This is a genomic window from Myxococcus sp. MH1, from assembly GCF_059738865.1.
The window spans coordinates 4,491,789-4,507,463 of record NZ_AP026947.1; the positions used below are offsets into that span (position 1 = coordinate 4,491,789).

Annotated in this window: 11 protein-coding genes; 10 read left to right on the plus strand and 1 reads right to left on the minus strand. The window is 71.6% G+C overall.

What is annotated here, in order from left to right; translation table 11 throughout:
• Window position 1 precedes the first annotated feature (1 nt).
• From AC6JA9_RS18060 to AC6JA9_RS18100, 9 genes are all read left to right on the plus strand, one after another.
• Entirely contained in the window at window positions 2-2,266 is a 2,265-nt protein-coding gene (locus AC6JA9_RS18060; protein WP_497960288.1) for a serine/threonine protein kinase, read from the plus strand.
• A gap of 378 nt (window positions 2,267-2,644) precedes the next feature.
• Entirely contained in the window at window positions 2,645-3,169 is a 525-nt protein-coding gene (locus tag AC6JA9_RS18065) for a MerR family transcriptional regulator (protein WP_497960290.1), read from the plus strand.
• Between the two features lie 55 nt (window positions 3,170-3,224).
• Entirely contained in the window at window positions 3,225-3,716 is a 492-nt protein-coding gene (locus tag AC6JA9_RS18070; RefSeq protein ID WP_141322767.1) for a sigma factor-like helix-turn-helix DNA-binding protein, read from the plus strand.
• Window positions 3,717-3,820: 104 nt separating this feature from the next.
• On the plus strand, window positions 3,821-5,365 hold the full coding sequence (purH, locus tag AC6JA9_RS18075; RefSeq protein ID WP_223750100.1) for a bifunctional phosphoribosylaminoimidazolecarboxamide formyltransferase/IMP cyclohydrolase: 1,545 nt from the start codon (window positions 3,821-3,823) through the stop codon (window positions 5,363-5,365).
• Window positions 5,366-5,368: 3 nt separating this feature from the next.
• Window positions 5,369-8,203 carry a zinc-ribbon domain-containing protein gene (locus tag AC6JA9_RS18080; protein ID WP_497960292.1) on the plus strand — a complete coding sequence of 945 codons (2,835 nt, stop codon included), beginning with the start codon at window positions 5,369-5,371 and terminating at the stop codon, window positions 8,201-8,203.
• A 1-nt stretch (window position 8,204) separates the two neighbouring features.
• Entirely contained in the window at window positions 8,205-9,470 is a 1,266-nt protein-coding gene (gene purD / locus AC6JA9_RS18085; RefSeq protein WP_223750098.1) for a phosphoribosylamine--glycine ligase, read from the plus strand.
• The gene (locus AC6JA9_RS18090) at window positions 9,467-10,576 is read left to right on the plus strand and encodes an LptF/LptG family permease (RefSeq protein ID WP_223750097.1); all 1,110 of its coding nucleotides are present in this window, start codon (window positions 9,467-9,469) and stop codon (window positions 10,574-10,576) included. Before purD ends, AC6JA9_RS18090 begins: the two co-directional genes overlap by 4 nt.
• Window positions 10,573-11,688, plus strand: coding sequence for an LptF/LptG family permease (locus tag AC6JA9_RS18095; protein WP_463750878.1), 1,116 nt, complete (start codon window positions 10,573-10,575; stop codon window positions 11,686-11,688). Before AC6JA9_RS18090 ends, AC6JA9_RS18095 begins: the two co-directional genes overlap by 4 nt.
• A gap of 13 nt (window positions 11,689-11,701) precedes the next feature.
• Window positions 11,702-13,006 (plus strand): O-antigen ligase family protein, encoded by a 1,305-nt coding sequence (locus AC6JA9_RS18100; RefSeq protein ID WP_497960294.1) that lies wholly within the window; start codon window positions 11,702-11,704, stop codon window positions 13,004-13,006.
• Between the two features lie 162 nt (window positions 13,007-13,168).
• On the opposite strand, the gene AC6JA9_RS18105 is transcribed toward AC6JA9_RS18100, so the two are convergent.
• Window positions 13,169-14,284, minus strand: a complete 1,116-nt coding sequence (locus AC6JA9_RS18105; protein WP_497960295.1) for a glycosyltransferase family 4 protein — start codon at window positions 14,282-14,284, stop codon at window positions 13,169-13,171.
• Window positions 14,285-14,366: 82 nt separating this feature from the next.
• On the opposite strand from AC6JA9_RS18105, the gene AC6JA9_RS18110 reads away from it, so the two are divergent.
• Complete coding sequence (locus AC6JA9_RS18110; protein WP_497960296.1) at window positions 14,367-15,509, plus strand: glycosyltransferase; 1,143 nt, start codon at window positions 14,367-14,369, stop codon at window positions 15,507-15,509.
• Window positions 15,510-15,675 lie beyond the last annotated feature (166 nt).

Genomic DNA, 15,675 nt, shown 5'->3' on the forward strand with positions numbered 1-15,675 from the left:
CTTGACGCTCCTCGCCGGTACGCAGATCGGCAAGTACGTCGTCCGCCGCAAGCTCGCGGAGGGCGGGATGGCGGAGATCTACCTCTGCACCGCCCGGGGCGCGGAGGGCTTCGAGAAGGAAGTGGTCATCAAGCGGGTGCGCGCGTTCCTGGCGAGCGACCCGGAGTTCGTGGGGATGTTCATCGCGGAGGCCCGGCTGGCCTCGCGGCTCAACCACGCGAACGTGGTGCAGATCTTCGACTTCGACAAGCACGAGGACACGTACTACCTGGCGATGGAGTACGTGCGCGGCTGCTCGCTGTGGGAGCTGCGGCGCAAGTGCAAGGAGCTGATGGAGCCGATGCCGCCGATGCTGGTGGCGCACATCGGCGCGGAGGTCGCCCGGGGGCTGCACTACGCGCACCGGCTGAAGGTGAACGGGCACCCGCTGGACCTGGTGCACCGCGACGTGACGCCGCACAACGTGCTGCTCTCGTACGACGGCGCGGTGAAGCTGACGGACTTCGGCATCGCCAAGGCGGGCAAGAAGCTCACGCAGCCGGGGATGCTCAAGGGCAAGTTCGCGTACATGTCCCCGGAGCAGTCGCGGGGCGAGGACGTGGACTCGCGCACGGACCTGTTCGCGCTGGGCGTGGTGCTGTGGGAGATGCTGACGGGCGGGCGGCTGTTCGACGGGGACTCGGAGCTGGCGGTGCTGCGGGCAGTGCAGCACAGCGTCATCCCGCCCCCGGCGCGGCTCAACCCGGAGGTGCCCGAGGAACTGGACGCGGTGGTGATGCGCGCGCTGGAGAGGGATCCGGCAGCGCGGTTCCAGACGGCGGGAGAGCTGGAGCGCGCCCTGGCGCAGTGCGTGTTGCGGCACGCCCGCTCCGTGGATGACACGGACCTGGCGGGCTTCCTGCGGCGGCTGTTCCCCACGACGCCCACCATGGCGCTGCCCGCAGTGCAGGAGCGCACGCAGGTGCTGCCGGGCGAGCAGGGGCCCGAGGGTGACGATGAGGACGTCGCGCCGCTGGCTCCGTCGCGCAGGGAGCCCACCGCGGTGATGAGGCCGGGGCGGACGGGTGGAGCGCCGTCCTCGCCCGACGAGGACTTCGACGCGTCCACCTTCGTGCTGCCCCGGCGCGACGAGGCCGTGATGGAGGCGCCGCTCGTCCCGTTGCCGCCCATGGCCACGCCGATGATGCCGCTGCCGGCGGTGGCGTCGTCGCCGGTGCCTCGCGGGCCCACGCCGTCTTCGCTTCCACCCGTGGCCGCGCCGTTGGCCTCGGTGCGCCCGAGCCGCCCGGAGGGGACCCCCTCGGTTGCGTTGCCGCTCGAGAAGGAGACCTCCGGCGTGTCGGCGGTGCCCGCTCGGACGCCGAGCCGTCCGGGCGACGTGGCCGCTGTCTCGCGACGGGACTCACTCGCGGAGCATGACGACGCGGTCTCCGACGTGTCCGAGGGGGCGGCGACATCCTCGCCCCGGCCGGAGGGTGCTCCGGAGCCCGTCGGTGAGGGAGACTCGGGAGCCTGGGCGCAACGAGACGCGAGCCAGGGCCGTGCGCGGACCTCGACGGACGGGAACCACGTCGCGGTGCCCGATGCGCGGGCAGGGGGGCCACAGTCCCTGTCGGGCAGTGAGGTCCCCACCGTCACCGATTCCTCGCCGGGCAGCGCTTCGACCTCGAAGTCGCGGCGGCCGAGGACGTGGCTGCTCGTCGGCAGCCTGGGCCTGTCGCTGCTCGTGTCCGCCATCGTGGTGACGCAGGATCGATGGAACCCGGTGCCGACGGGCACGCAGACCCCTTCCACCTCCGCGGTGAAGACTCCGCCCGAGGCCGTTCCCGCGCCGAGCGAGTTCAGCGCGCGGGGTGGCACGGGGCAGGCTCCCACCGCGCCGAAGGCCGGCGTGGAGACCGGTGACGCCGCGAGCCCGGTGGTGGAGCCCTCGTCCTCCGATTCAGAGGCCGAGGTCGAGGGGATGAAGCGCGAGGAGGTGCTCGCGGCGGGACCGACTCCCTCGAAGGGAGGAGACTCCGTCCCCGAGCCCTCGTCGCAGGTCCCCGCGAGCACGGGCACGCTGCTCGTCCGGGCCACGCCGTATGCCACGGTCTTCCTCGACGGACGGAAGCTGGGCGAAGTCTCCGGCCGAGCGACCTTCAAGCTCGCGCCGGGCACCTACAAGCTGCTCTTCCATCATCCCGCGGGCGAGAAGCTCTTCGTCATCACCCTCTCCGCGGGCGGCACGGTGACGCGAGAGTTCCGACCGCCGCGCGGTCGTTGAACCTCCGCGGCGACGTCGCCCCCCGAAGCATCGCGTTGTCTGCGCCGCGCGCCGTGAGCTGACCCGGTCCGCCTGCATCCCCGTTCCGCCCTCGCGCCACGCGTGACGGAGCCTCGCTTCGTCCTCATCACTCCGCGTCCGAGTCGCACGCCGGGTCTCCTGTCACCCCGCGTCGCGCGTCGCCTCGTGGAAAACCGAGGGGTCCTCCGGGTCCGCGAGCACTCCGTTCGAAGCGCCGTTCGCTCGGGCGCGGGCGCACCCGCCGTCTTTCTCGAAAGCGTGAACAGGCCGACAGCACAACAGCCCTGTAGCGGTCTGCCTTGACACCGAATGGTCGTTTCTGGCACTCAGTGTCTTCTACTGAGTGGCTTATATTCAATGGAACCGATGGACCTGTTGGCTCCCGACGAGATTGCTCGGATCGAGCGCGAGAACGCGGGCGGTCTGCCCGCGAGCGCCATCCTTGAAATCTTTCGTCCGAGGGGCGTGAGGCTGTCGGAGGCGACCTTCCGCAAGTACGTCCAGGCGGGGTTGCTACCGAGGAGTCGCCGGGTGGGGCGGAAGGGGAAGCACCAGGGGAGCCTGGGGCTCTACCCCGTGGAAGCGGTGCGCCGGATCAATGTCATCAAGAAGATGATGGCGGAGGGGCACACCCTGGAGGACATCAAGAAGTCCTTCGTCTTCCACCGCAACCACATCGACCAGGTGGAACGCGACCTCGGCGGTCTATTGGATGGGCTCCAGGAGGAGTTGGGAGAGCGCGCCTTCGGGGGGGAGCATCGACGTTCGCTCGAGGTGGAGTTGGCAACGCTGCGGCAAAGAGCGCAGGATCTGGTCCGGGACGTGGCCCGGCTGGGCAGCGCGGTGACCGCACGCGAAGACGAAACGATGAGTTCGCAATAAGATGCCGGCCCTGCAACCGGTGGACCCGGTTAGACTGGCCTCACGTGGAGGGGACATGTCGGAAGTGAAGCAAGTGGAGGAGGGCGGAGACCAGGCGCAAGAGGACCTGGCGCAGGAGCGCCGACGGTCCAAGACGATGTCGCGCAAGGAGATGGCGCGTGATTTGCGCCGCCGTCGGCTCACCGGGCAGGTGGACCCGGAAGAGGCGGACCTGCTCAAGCAGATGGACGACACCCGGCCGCGCACGCGCGCGGACTGCGTGAACGGACCGCGTCCGTGCATGTTCGTCTCCTGCAAGCACAACCTGTATCTGGACGTGAACCCGGAGACGGGGTCCATCAAGCTCAACTTCCCGGACAAGGAGATCTGGGAGCTGGAGCACACCTGCGCCCTGGACGTGGCGGAGAAGGGCGGCATCACGCTCGAGGAGGTGGGGGAGATCATGAACCTCACTCGTGAGCGCATCCGCCAGGTGGAGACGCGCGGGCTGATGAAGCTGCGCGAGGCCACCGAGGCCGAGCCTCCTGTCTCGGCCCGCAAGCCCTGAATCGACCGGCGGCCTGGTGCCGCCAACGTCGCGCCGACGTGTTGCGTTGACACCCCAGGGGGTGGTTGCTAGTACCGCCGCTTCCCGCACACCGAGGCGCACACGTGCTGGCACTCCTCAGCGTTTCCGATAAGCGCGGTCTGGTTCCCTTCGCCCAGGGGCTGGTTCACCTGGGGTTCCGGTTGCTGTCGACGGGGGGAACCTTGGAGGCGCTCAAGGGCGCCGGCATCCCCGCCTCCCAGGTGTCCGAGCACACGCAGAGTCCCGAGATTCTCGGCGGCCGCGTGAAGACGCTCCACCCGCGCATCCACGGCGGCATCCTCGGTCGCCTGGAGCTGGAGGCGGACCGCGAGGAGATGAAGGCGCACGGCATCGAGCCCATCTCCCTGGTCGCGGTGAACCTGTATCCGTTCCGTCAGACGGTGGCGTCGGGCGCGGCGGAGGCGGACGTCATCGAGCAGATTGATATTGGCGGGCCGGCGATGGTGCGCGCCTCCGCGAAGAACTTCCGCCACGTGGCCGTGGTGGTGGACCCGGACGACTATCCGTCGGTGCTCGCGGAGCTGGAGCAGCACAAGGCGGTGGGCGAGGCGACGCGGCGCAAGCTGATGCGCAAGGCGTTCGCGCACACGGCGGCCTACGACGCGTCCATCTCCGCGTGGCTGTCCGCGCAGGCAAGCGAGCCCTTCCCCGGAGAGCTGTCGCTGTCGTTCAAGAAGGCGCAGGACCTGCGCTACGGGGAGAACCCGCACCAGCGCGGTGCTTTCTATCGCGAGCACTCGGCGCCCTCGGAGCCGACGGTGGGCTTCGCCAAGGTGCTCCAGGGCAAGGAGCTCTCGTACAACAACATCCTGGACCTGGACGCGGCGCTGGGCCTGGCGCTCGAGTTCGCCGAGCGGCCCGCCGCGGTCATCATCAAGCACAACACGCCGTGCGGCGTGGCGGTGGATGACGCGCTGGTGAAGGCGTACCGCACGGCGCGGGCGGTGGATGAGACCTCCGCGTTCGGCGGCATCGTGGCGTTCAACCGCGAGGTGGACGAGGCCACGGCGCAGGCGATGGCGGAGACGTTCCTGGAGGCGGTCATCGCCCCCTCGTACTCGCAGGCGGCGCTGCAGGTGCTGGCGGCCAAGAAGAACCTGCGGCTCTTGGAGGCGGGCGCGGCGCTCGCGTCTCCGACCGCGCGGCCAAGGGCCCAGCTGGACGGCCGGAGCGTGTCCGGAGGCCTGCTGCTGATGGACCGGGACGCGGTGGAGCCGGAGCTGGGGTGGAAGGTGGTGTCCAAGCGGGCCCCCACACCGGACGAGGAGCGCGCCCTGCGCTTCGCCTGGAAGGTGTGCAAGCACGTCAAGAGCAACGCCATCGTCTTCGCCTCGGGCAGCCAGCTGTTGGCGCAGGGCGGCGGACAGACGAACCGGGTGGACTCGGTCCGGATCGCGATGCAGCGCGGCGGAGCGGCCCTCCAGGGGAGCGCCGTGGCCTCGGACGCCTTCTTCCCCTTCCGGGACGGCCTGGACGAGGCGGCCCGGGCGGGTGCGACCTGCGTCATCCAGCCGGGCGGCTCTGTTCGGGATGCGGAGGTCATCGCCGCCGCGGACGAACATGGGATGGCCATGGTGGTGACCGGAGTGCGACACTTCCGGCACTGACTCATGCGCATCGTCTGCCAGAAATGCGCCGCCGCCTATGCCATCGATGATCGACTGATCACGGCAAAGGGCGTCCGCGCGCAATGTCCCCGCTGCCGCAACCTGCAGCTCGTCCGGCGGGATCCCTCGGCCGCGCCTTCACAGGACGCGCCAGCGGCCCCGTCACGTCCCGCGGCGGCCGCTTCCTCCGCGCCCCCTCCCGCGGATGACCTGTTCGGTGACTTCGGCGCCCCGGCGCCGACGCCCGCGCAGGCGCCCGCCGCTCCGGCCCGGCCCGCGAAGGCCGCGGCGCCGGAGGCCGACCTGTTCGGAGACTTCGGTGCGATGCCGGAGCCCTCGCCGAGCAGCGCGCCGCCGGTGGACCCGTTCGCCGACCTGGGCGGGCCCGCGCCGGCGCCCTCGGCGGGAGCGGATCCGCTGCTCGACTTCCTGGGGCCCGCGCCCACCTCGCCGCCCGCGCCCGTGGCTCGCATCTCCTCGGAGCCCGGCGCGGTGCCTGTCTCCGTGGCGCCGCCGCGTCCCGCCGCGCCTCCGCCCGCCGCTGCCGCCGCGCCGAAGCCGGCGACGATGGGGTGCCGCACCTGCAACAAGCCGCTCGTCGACCCGTTCGACCAGGCGCTCGGCATCTGTGATGCGTGCCGTCAGCGCGAGTCCGCGGGCAGTGCGCCCAAGTCGGCCGCGCCCGTCGCTGCTCCGGGAAGCATGGACTTCCTGCCCCCGCTCACCGCGCCCGAGGAGGGTGGGGTGGACGCCTCGCTGGGGCAGAGCATGCGGGACGACGTGAGCTCGATGCGGGGCCCGCCCGCGCCGGAGCTGGGCGCGGAGCCGCGCAGTGGCAAGCGCGCCGCGGCGCGTCCGCCGTCCAACGTGCGCTCGGGCTCCGCGCAGAAGCAGGGCTCGTCGGGCGGTGGGGGGCGCTGGGGATTGGTGGGCGGGCTGGTGCTCGTGCTCGGTGGCGCGGGGGTGGGCGGCTACTTCTACCTGCAGCATCAGGAAGAGGCGCGGCAGGCGGCCGCGACGCCCGTCGTGGCGCCCATCCCCGAGGTCATCCAGACGGTGCTGCCGCGCTGGAAGCTGAAGTACCTGGAACTGGAGGGCACGAGCGCGCAGCGACTCGAGGACGGCCGGCGGCAGCTGGCCCGCGAGGAGCGCTCCGCGTACACGGAGGCCGAGGAGTCCTTCCAGCAGGCGTTGTTGCTGGACCCTCGCAGCGACGAGGCCATCGCGGGCTATGTCCAGTCGCTCGCGCTGGGGCGCGGCGCGGGGTTGGATGACGGGGCCTTCAAGGAGGCGAGCGAGCTGGTCGAGGCCGCCCAGTCGCGCGCTGGGCGCGTGCCGCAACTGCTCCTGGCGGAGGCGAACCTGTTGCTGACGCGCTCGCGGCAGAGCGCGCCGCGTGAGCGGGCCCGGGTGCTGGCGGAGGAGTCGCTGGCGCACGCGAAGGCGACGGATGCGCAGAAGGCGGAGGCGCATCTGGTGATGGGCCGCGTCTACCTGTCGTCGTCCGGGGGGCTGGCGGACCAGCAGTTCGGCATGGCGCAGAAGCTCGCTCCGGACCTCAAGCGCATCCAGTACTACCGGGCGCTCGCGCACGAGTCCGCGGGTGAGTACAAGCTCGCGCTGGAGACGCTGCGCAAGCGCCTGACGGCGGACCCCCGGGACTGGGACAGCCTGGCGGCCACGTCACGCATCTACCAGGAGGTCGGTGAGCCGCAGGAGGCGCGCAAGCTGTACGAGGCGCGCGTGAAGGCGGACCCCGGGGAGCTGCGGGCGCTGCTGCCGCTCGCGGTGCTGCGCTATCAGGCGGAGGGCAATGCCGCCGCGGGCGTGCGAGAGCTGCGGGCGCTGTTGAAGACGCGCGAGCGACATGACCACCGCGACGTGGCGCAGGTGCTCGTGCACCTGGCCGCCGCCGAGCGCGCCGCGGGCAACAGCGACGCGGGCGTGAAGGCCGCGGAAGAGGCGCTGGGCCTGTCGAAGGAGCTGCCCGAGGCGCACCTGCAGGTCTTCCTGGTGGCGCTGGAGCAGCGCGACGCGGCGAGGGCGCGCAAGCACCTGGACGGCATCAAGGGTCGGCTCGAGGACCGCGCGCTGGAGGCGGTGCTGGAGGGCCGCCTGCTGCTCCTGGAGAAGAAGCCCCTGGAGGCCCTGGAGCGCTTCCAGACGGCGACGAGCCTGGATGCGCGGCGGCTGGACGCGCAGTTGCTGGCGGGCGTGGCCGAGGCCGCGGCGAAGCGGAGCACGGAGGCGTTCCGGGTGCTGAAGCAGGCCCTGGCGGCGGACCCGCTGCGGCTGGAGCCCCGGCCCGTGAGCACGCGCTTCTGGCTGCGGCCCGCGGAGACGGTGAGGGGCGTGGAGGGCACCATCCTCGCGCTCGCGCAGAACCCCGATGACCCCGGCCCCTCCCTCTATGAGGGCGTCCTGCGCTTCCACCAGGGGGAGCTGGACGCGGCGGACCGGCACCTGCGCGACGTGCTGGAGTCGGACGCGAACAACGCGGACGCGCTGGCGTACCGCTCGCTCATCGCCTCGCGCAAGGGCAACACCACGGAGGCGCGGGCGCTGTCGGCGCGCGCGGTGTCGGCGGGGCGGCAGCACCCGGTGGCGCACCTGGCGCATGGCTGGGCGCTGGCGGACGGCCGTCAGGTGGAGCCCGCCAAGCGCGCGCTGCGGGATGCGCTGGGGTTGTCTCCCACGCTCTGGTCCGCGAGGGTGCGGCTGGCGGAGCTGGAGTCCACGCAGCGGCGAGCCGAGGCGCGCAAGGAACTCGTGAGCGTGGTGGGGTTGGACCCCGAGTACCTCCCCGCCAAACGGATGCTCTACCTGTTGGACAGATGAGGTGGATGTGAAGGTCCTGTTGCTGGGTTCCGGAGGCCGTGAGCACGCGCTGGCGTGGAAGCTGTCGCAGAGCCCGCGCCTGACGCGGCTGTGGTGTGCCCCGGGCAACCCGGGCACCGCGAAGCTGGCCACGAACGTGCCGGTGAAGGCGGAGTCGCCGGACGAGGTGGTGGCGCTGGCGAAGCGCGAGTCGGTGGACCTGGTGGTGGTGGGACCGGAGGCGCCGCTGGTGGCGGGGGTGGCGGACGCGCTGGCGAAGGCGGGCATCGCCTGCTTCGGACCGGTGGCGGGCGCCGCGCTCATCGAGGGCTCCAAGGCCTTCGCCAAGGAGATCATGGCCGAGGCGGGCGTGCCCACCGCGGCCTTCCAGACCTTCACGGACGCGGCGGAGGCGGAGGCCTACGCGGTGGCGCAGGGCCGCATCGTCGTCAAGGCGGACGGGCTGGCCGCGGGCAAGGGCGTCATCGTCGCGCATGACGTGGAGGCCGCGCGCGAGGCGGTGCGGGCCGTGGCGGCCCTGGGCTCGTCGGGCCAGCGCATGGTGCTGGAGGAGCTGCTCGAGGGCGAGGAGGTCTCCGCCATGGCGCTCTGCGACGGCGAGCGCTACGTGATGCTGCCCCTGTCGCAGGACCACAAGCGCGTGGGGGATGGCGACACCGGTCCGAACACGGGCGGCATGGGGGCCTACAGTCCCGCGCCCTTCCTGGACGCGCGGCAGCTGGCGGAGGTGGGCGAGAGCGTCATCGCGCCCACGCTGGCGGTGCTGCGTCGGCGCGGGCTGGCGTTCCGGGGCGTGCTGTACGCGGGGCTGATGCTCACGCGGAGCGGGCCCAAGGTGCTGGAGTTCAACGCGCGCTTCGGAGACCCGGAGACGCAGGTGTTGATGATGCAGCTGGGAGAGGACCTGCTGCCGCTGGTGGATGCGTGCGCGCGGGGGCAGCTGGAGTCGAGGCCGCTGGTGGCCGCGTCCGGCGCTTCGGTGGGCGTGGTGGTGGCGGCGGAGGGGTATCCCGAGTCACCGCGCAAGGGGCAGCGCATCGACGGGGTGGACGCGGTGCCGGCGGACGCGTTGGTGTTCATCGCGGGCGCGGAGGAGCGGGGTGGGGCGCTGGTGACCAGTGGCGGACGCGTGCTGACGGTGTGCGCCCGGGGCGAGGACCTGGCGCGGGCGCGGGAGCGCGCCTACGCGGCGGTGGAGGCGGTCCGCTTCGAGGGCATGCACTTCCGTCGGGACATCGGCGCGAAGGGGCTGAAGGCGACGTCGTGACGCGCATCTCGCGTTATCTGCTCAAGGAGCTGCTGGTGCCGCTCGGTGTCTGGGTGGCCTTCATGTTCCTGCTGCTCTTCGTGATGCAGTTCCTGCGGGGCACGGACGTGCTCTTGGGTTCGTCCGTGACGCTGACGGACCTGGGCCGGCTGGTGGCGTACCTGACGCCGCACTTCCTGATGATGGCGCTGCCCATCGCCTTCCTGCTGGCCATCCTGCTGGGGCTGGGGCGGCTGGGCGAGGACCGCGAGCTGACGGCGCTCCAGGCGTTGGGCGTGGGGCCCTCGCGGCTGCTCGCGGCGCCCATGGGCATCGCGGTGGCGCTCAGCGCGCTCATGCTGCTCATCACCTCCACCGCGCAGCCGTGGGGGCTCACCGGCGTGAAGGAGCTGGTGAGCGAGGTCATCCGCAAGAACGTCGTGGGCGACGTGAAGTCGGGGACCTTCTACGAGGACCTGAGTGACCTGACGCTGTACGCGGAGAAGGTGTCCGCGGACGGCAAGTGGACGAACGTGCTGCTGCACGATGACCGCGAGGCGAGCTCGCCCCTGCTCGTGCTGGCGCATCGCGGACAGGTGGGCACGTCCAACAGCGGCGAGGTGCTGCGCTTCGCGCTGGAGGACGGCGAGGTGCACCGCTCCGGGCGCGCGAGCGAGGACTACAGCGTCATCCACTTCGATGGCGCGGAGATCAGCGTGGGCGTGGGTGCGTCCATGGGCAAGCGGGGCCGCTTCACCTCCGCGAAGGAGGAGCTGACGCCGGTGGAGTTGATGCAGGCGGCGAGCGAGGCGGAGGCGCAGGGCGGCGACGCGCGAGGCTTCCGGATGGCGCTGCACAGCCGATTGGGGGGCGCGCTGGCGCCCATCGCGTTCGCGCTGCTGGGCACGCCGCTGGCCATCGGTCGGCGACAGGCGGGCCGCGCGTGGGGCTACCTGCTGACGCTGGGTGGCTACGTCCTGTACTACCTGCTCAGCCGGGCCTTCGAGCAGCTGGGACAGCAGGGCAAGCTGCCGGCGGCGCTCGCGGGACAGCTGGCCAACGTCGTGTTCATGGTGGTGGGGGCGGTGGCCCTGTATCGGGTGAGCCGCTCGGGGACGGTCCGGTGAGACTGACGCTCTTCGGCTATGTGCTGCGGACGTACGTGCGCTTCGCGCTGGGAATCCTCGGCGGCCTGGTGCTCGTGTTCGTGGTGGTGGACTTCGTGGACCGGGCGAAGACGTACACGGGCCCGGGCTGGGTGACGGACGCGGCGAAGCTCTACGGCTACAAGGCGCTGATGGCCGTCCAGCAGCTGGGGCCGGCCGCGCTGCTGTTGGCCGCGGGCACCACGGTGTCCGCGCTGCGCAAGCAGGGGGAGGTGACGGCCATCCGCGCGCTGACCTTCGGCCCCTCCGCGCTGTACATGCCGGTGCTGGCGTTCGGCCTGTTGGCCTGCTCGGGCCTGGTGGTCTTCGACGAGGTCGTGGCGACGCACGCCGGGCGCCGCGTGGACGAAATCACCACCCAGCGCTTCAACCGCTGGGGGGACTGGCGCTTCTACTACACGCCGAAGCAGTGGTTCCGCCGAGGGGACCGCATCTTCTTCCTCCGCGCGGGCAGCGCGCAGGAGGGCTTCCAGGATGTGTCCATCTTCACCCTGTCGCGCGAGTTCGAGCTGCGAAGCCGACTGGACGCGGCGCGCATGGAGTGGCTGGACGGCAACCGCTGGCGACTGACGGGCGTGGTGGAGCGCACGTTCAGCGGGGAGCAGGACACGGCGGTGAAGAGCCTGGAGAGCGCGGAGTACGAGCTGGGCATCGCCGCCTCGGCCTTCCGCATCCGCCCGGGCCGTCCGGAGCAGATGCGCGTGCGGGAGCTGCGCGAGCAGATCGTCGCGCGGCGCGAGGTGGGGCTCGCCACCAAGCAGTTCGAGCTCGCGCTGCACAACCGCTTCGCCTATCCGCTGGCGGCGCTGCCGGCCGCGCTGCTGGGGGTGGGGCTGGCGCTGCGAAACAGCCGCAAGGGCCACCTCACCGCCGCCATCGTCGAGGGCCTGCTCGTGGCGGTGGGCATGTGGGGCCTGATGATGGTGTGCCGCACGTTGGTGCTGACGGAGCGCCTGTCACCCCCGGTGGCGGCGTGGACACCCCCCATCATCCTCGTGCTGGTGGCCGCCGCGCTCTGGCTCCGTCGGGAGGGGTTTCTTCACGTGCCCCGTCGTTGGCTCGCCGTGAGATAGCGTGAACCCCCTCATGGACCAACCCTCCCAGCCCCGGCTGGAGATTCTTCTTCGTCGCGTCGTGGCCGGAGTGCTGCTCGCCTGGGCCGTGGGACTCGTGCTGGCGGAGGTCGTGCTGCAGGTGGCCGCGTCCGCCGCGGTGCTGCTCTCGCTGGTGCTGTTGGCGAAGCGGAGGCTCGTGCTCGCCAGGGACGTGCGCGCGTATGTCCTGGCGAGCGTGGCCTTGTGCGCGTGGCAGGTGGTGTCGCCCGCGCTCGCGCTCATGACGGGCGCGGCGGCGGCGTGGCCGCGGAGCTCCCGCTACGGGCAGGTGCTCGACTCGGTGGCGGGCGCGGCGGTGGCGTGCGTGGGCTCGGTGGGGGTGCCCTGGTTGGCGCTTGCCGGGACGGTGTTGGGCGGGTGGTTGTTCGCGGCGGGCCTGGGCGTCTTCCAGAACCGCGTGCGCTGGCCCTGGGAGCCCCCCGCGTTCCTGAAGCTGAACCTGGCCCGGCTGCACGAGAACTTCGGCACGGAGGCCTCACCGCGCTACGCGGCGGGCGGTATCTTCTTCCACCGGTTGCGCTTCGCGCACGGCGCCATCGCCGCGCTGGGGCCCGCGCTGGCCATCCTCGGAGGCTCCGAGGTCGCGCGCCGTCGGCTGCTGGCGGGCGTGGTGGTGCTGGGCATGTTGGTGTCCATCTACAACGCGTTCGCGCGCGCGGCGCTCGGCGCGGCGTTGATGGTGAGCGTGGTGGCGCTGTTGCTGCTCGTGAGCGGCCTGGCGCGCAGGGTGGGGCTGGGGCTCATCGCCGGATTGATTGTCGTCGTGCTCGCGTCTCCCGCGTGGCGCGCGCGCCTGGGGAAGGCGGTGGACAACATCTACGGCGGCGAGCGCGAGCTGGCGATGACGGTGGGTTGGAGCCTCGTCCAGGACCACCCCTGGGTGGGCGTGGGCTTCGGCAACCACAAGGCGGCGGTGCTCGCGCGGCAGGACGAGTCGGGCATCACGGACCTGCTGGCCACGGACTCGCACAACCTCTGGCTCACGGTGTGGGCCGAGACGGGGCTGGTGGGGCTGGTGTTGATGCTCACCGTGCACGGCCTGTTGGGCTGGGCGCTCATCCGTCGACACCGCGCGGGGTCGATCGCGGCCACCGGCGCGCTGCTGTCGTTCGTGGGCTTCCACATCCTCGCGCTCGTGCACTACCTGCCGTTCCACTCCAGCGTGCACCTGTCGTTCGCGCTCGTGTGGGGACTGGGGCTGTGCGAGGGCAGCGGGGTGCTGCGCGGCGCTTCGCCACGTCGGCCCGCCGCACCGGCGCCCGCCGCGCACGAGTGAGGTCCGAGCGGCGTTGCGTGTCGCCGCTCTGCCTCGGCCTGGCGCGTCGTCGTGTGTCAGGGCTTTTCCATGGCTCGCGCCATGAATTGCTTCGAGGCCGCGTGAGGAACAGGTGTCGCCGCCCGCGGGATGCGACGTGCAGGCGTGACGTCGGTCGACTCCTCAGGTCGTGGAGGGCGCGCGGTTCTCGAGGACACGCCGGTACACGGCGACGGTGCGCCGAGCACACTCGTCCCAGGTGAAGCGCGCGGCGCGCTCTCGCCCCAGCTCCATCAACTCCGAGCGCAGCGCATCGTCGCGCAGGATTCGCAGCGTCGCCTCGCGCCAGGCGTCCGGGTCATCCGGAGGCAGTCTCAACGCCGCGCCTCCCACCACCTCGGGCAGCGCCGTCGCGTCCGCCGCGAGCACCGGGCACCCGGTCGCCATCGCCTCGAGCGCGGGCAGCCCGAAGCCCTCGTACTTCGAGGGCAACAGCAGCGCCGCCGCGGCGCCATAGAACAGCGGCATCTGAGACTCGGGCAGCTCCTCGAGGTCCAGGACGTTCTCGTGCAGACCCAGCTCGTGCGCCACCGCGCCCTTGCCGGCCAGCAGGACGATGGGCACCGGCAGGTCCGCGGCGAAGTGGCGCAGCAGCTCCAGGTTCTTGAACCGCTTCGCGTTGCCCACCGCGGCCACGTAGCGCGCGGGCAGCTCGTGCCGCTCGCGGAACGCGCGGGCCTCCACCGGGGACGGCGGCTGGAAGCTCGGGTCCACGCCGTTGTGGATCACCTGCAGCCGATAGGGCGACAGCCCCAGGTGTCGCGCCAGCTCCTCCCGGGAGAACTCGGACACCGTCACCAGCGCCGAGGCCCGCCTCGCGCGAGGACCCACCACCAGCCGGTAGTAGAGCGCCTGCGCCGGCGTGTACTCGCGGGCGAGCGCGACGTGGTTGGCATCATGCAGCGTGGCGACCAGCGGACCGCGCCAGAACAGCGGCAGCGAGAACGACGTGGCGTGGAAGACGTCCGGTGACAGCTTCGTCAGCTCCGCCGCCAGCGCGGCCTGCTCCACCGGCGAGAGGAAGCCCGCGAGCGAGCGGTGCAGCGGGATCCGGGGCGCGAGCACCCCCAGGTCCGAGGGGAGCCCCTCGGGTGGCACCAGCGCGGAGAAGCGCAGGTCCGGCGCGAGGAGCGGCACACGTCGCGCCAGCTCCAGCGCGTAGCGAGCGATTCCATGCAGCCGGCCGCGCACCATGCGCAGGTCGAGGAGGACTTGAGCCACGCTTCCCGCGTACCACACGCGCGGCCCTCGTGGGGGCAGGCAGCCACCTGCTTCATGTTGCTGGCCGTGCACGGCATGGGGGGTGCTAGAAGCCGCCCTCGTGAAGGTCGCCCTGGTCCACGATTGGTTGGTCACCCACCGCGGGGGAGAGCGCGTGCTCGACGCGCTCTGCGAAGCACTGCCCGACGCGGACATCTACACCCTCATCCACCAGCCGGGCACCCAGTCCCCCGCCATCGAGTCCCGGCGCATCTTCACCTCGTTCCTCCAGCACATCCCCGGCGTCCACGGCCGCTACCGGCACCTGCTGCCCCTGATGCCCCGGGCCATCGAGTCGCTGCGCCTCCAGGGGCACTACGACCTGGTGCTGTCCTCCAGCCACTGCGTGGCCAAGGGCCTGCGCGCGCCCGCGGGGGTGCCGCACCTGAGCTACGTGCACGCGCCCATGCGGTACATGTGGGATTTGTTCGACGACTACTTCGGCCCCGGCCGCGCCCGGCTGCCCGTGCGCGCGGCGGCGCACGCGGTGCGGCCCTGGCTGCGGCGCTGGGACCGTGCCTCGGCGGCGCGCGTGGACCGCTTCGTGGCCAACAGCCACCACGTCGCCGCCAAGCTCCAGCGCTTCTGGGGGCGCGAGGCCACCGTCGTGCATCCCCCGGTGGACCTGGAGCGCTTCACCCGGTCGCCGCTGGAGGGCGGGGGACGCGGCGGATACTTCCTGTGGCTCGGCGCCTTCGCGCCCTACAAGCGGCTGGACATCGCGCTCGAGGCCTTCCGCGAGCTGGGCGTTCCCCTCTGGGTGGTGGGCACCGGCCAGGAGGCCGCGCGGCTCACCTCCGGCGCTCCGCCGCCGAACATCCGCTTCCTGGGCAACGTCTCCGATGACGCCCTGCCGTCCTTGTACCGGGACGCCCGCGCCCTCATCTTCACGCCCGAGGAGGACTTCGGCATCACCCCGCTGGAGGCCCAGGCCACCGGCCGCCCCGTCATCGCCTTCGCCAAGGGCGGCGCGTTGGAGACGGTGAACAGCCGCACCGGACTGTTCTTTTCAGAACAGACACCCGCGTCGTTGTCGGAGGCCGTCCGCCGCTTCGATTCCTGGGAAGCGAGCTTCAGTCCCCGAGAGGCCCGCTCGCAGGCCGAGCGCTTCAGCCGCCAGTCCTTCCAGCAGGCGATGCTCCGCGAAGTGGAGTCGCTCCTCAGCCTGTCGACGAAATCCACAACCCGCGCCACGGCGGTGTGACGCGGCTGTCATCCCCACCTCCGTCTTTCATCGACGGGCTGTGTCCTCTGCCCACCATTGTCCAGCCGGGGTGGAGGTAACCCATTGGTTTCACGCGTTTTTCCGTGTTAGGAGGCCGTCTCGTCAGAGGGAGTCGGGCAGGACGCGTGCTCGTCGGACCAGGGTG

Bases quoted from the DNA above. Each gene is read 5' to 3' on its own strand.
- AC6JA9_RS18070 (WP_141322767.1), top strand. From the start codon at position 3,225: ATGTCGGAAGTGAAGCAAGTGGAGGAGGGCGGAGACCAGGCGCAAGAG.
- AC6JA9_RS18080 (WP_497960292.1), top strand. From the start codon at position 5,369: ATGCGCATCGTCTGCCAGAAATGCGCCGCCGCCTATGCCATCGATGAT.
- AC6JA9_RS18100 (WP_497960294.1), top strand. From the start codon at position 11,702: ATGGACCAACCCTCCCAGCCCCGGCTGGAGATTCTTCTTCGTCGCGTC.
- AC6JA9_RS18065 (WP_497960290.1), top strand. From the start codon at position 2,645: ATGGAACCGATGGACCTGTTGGCTCCCGACGAGATTGCTCGGATCGAG.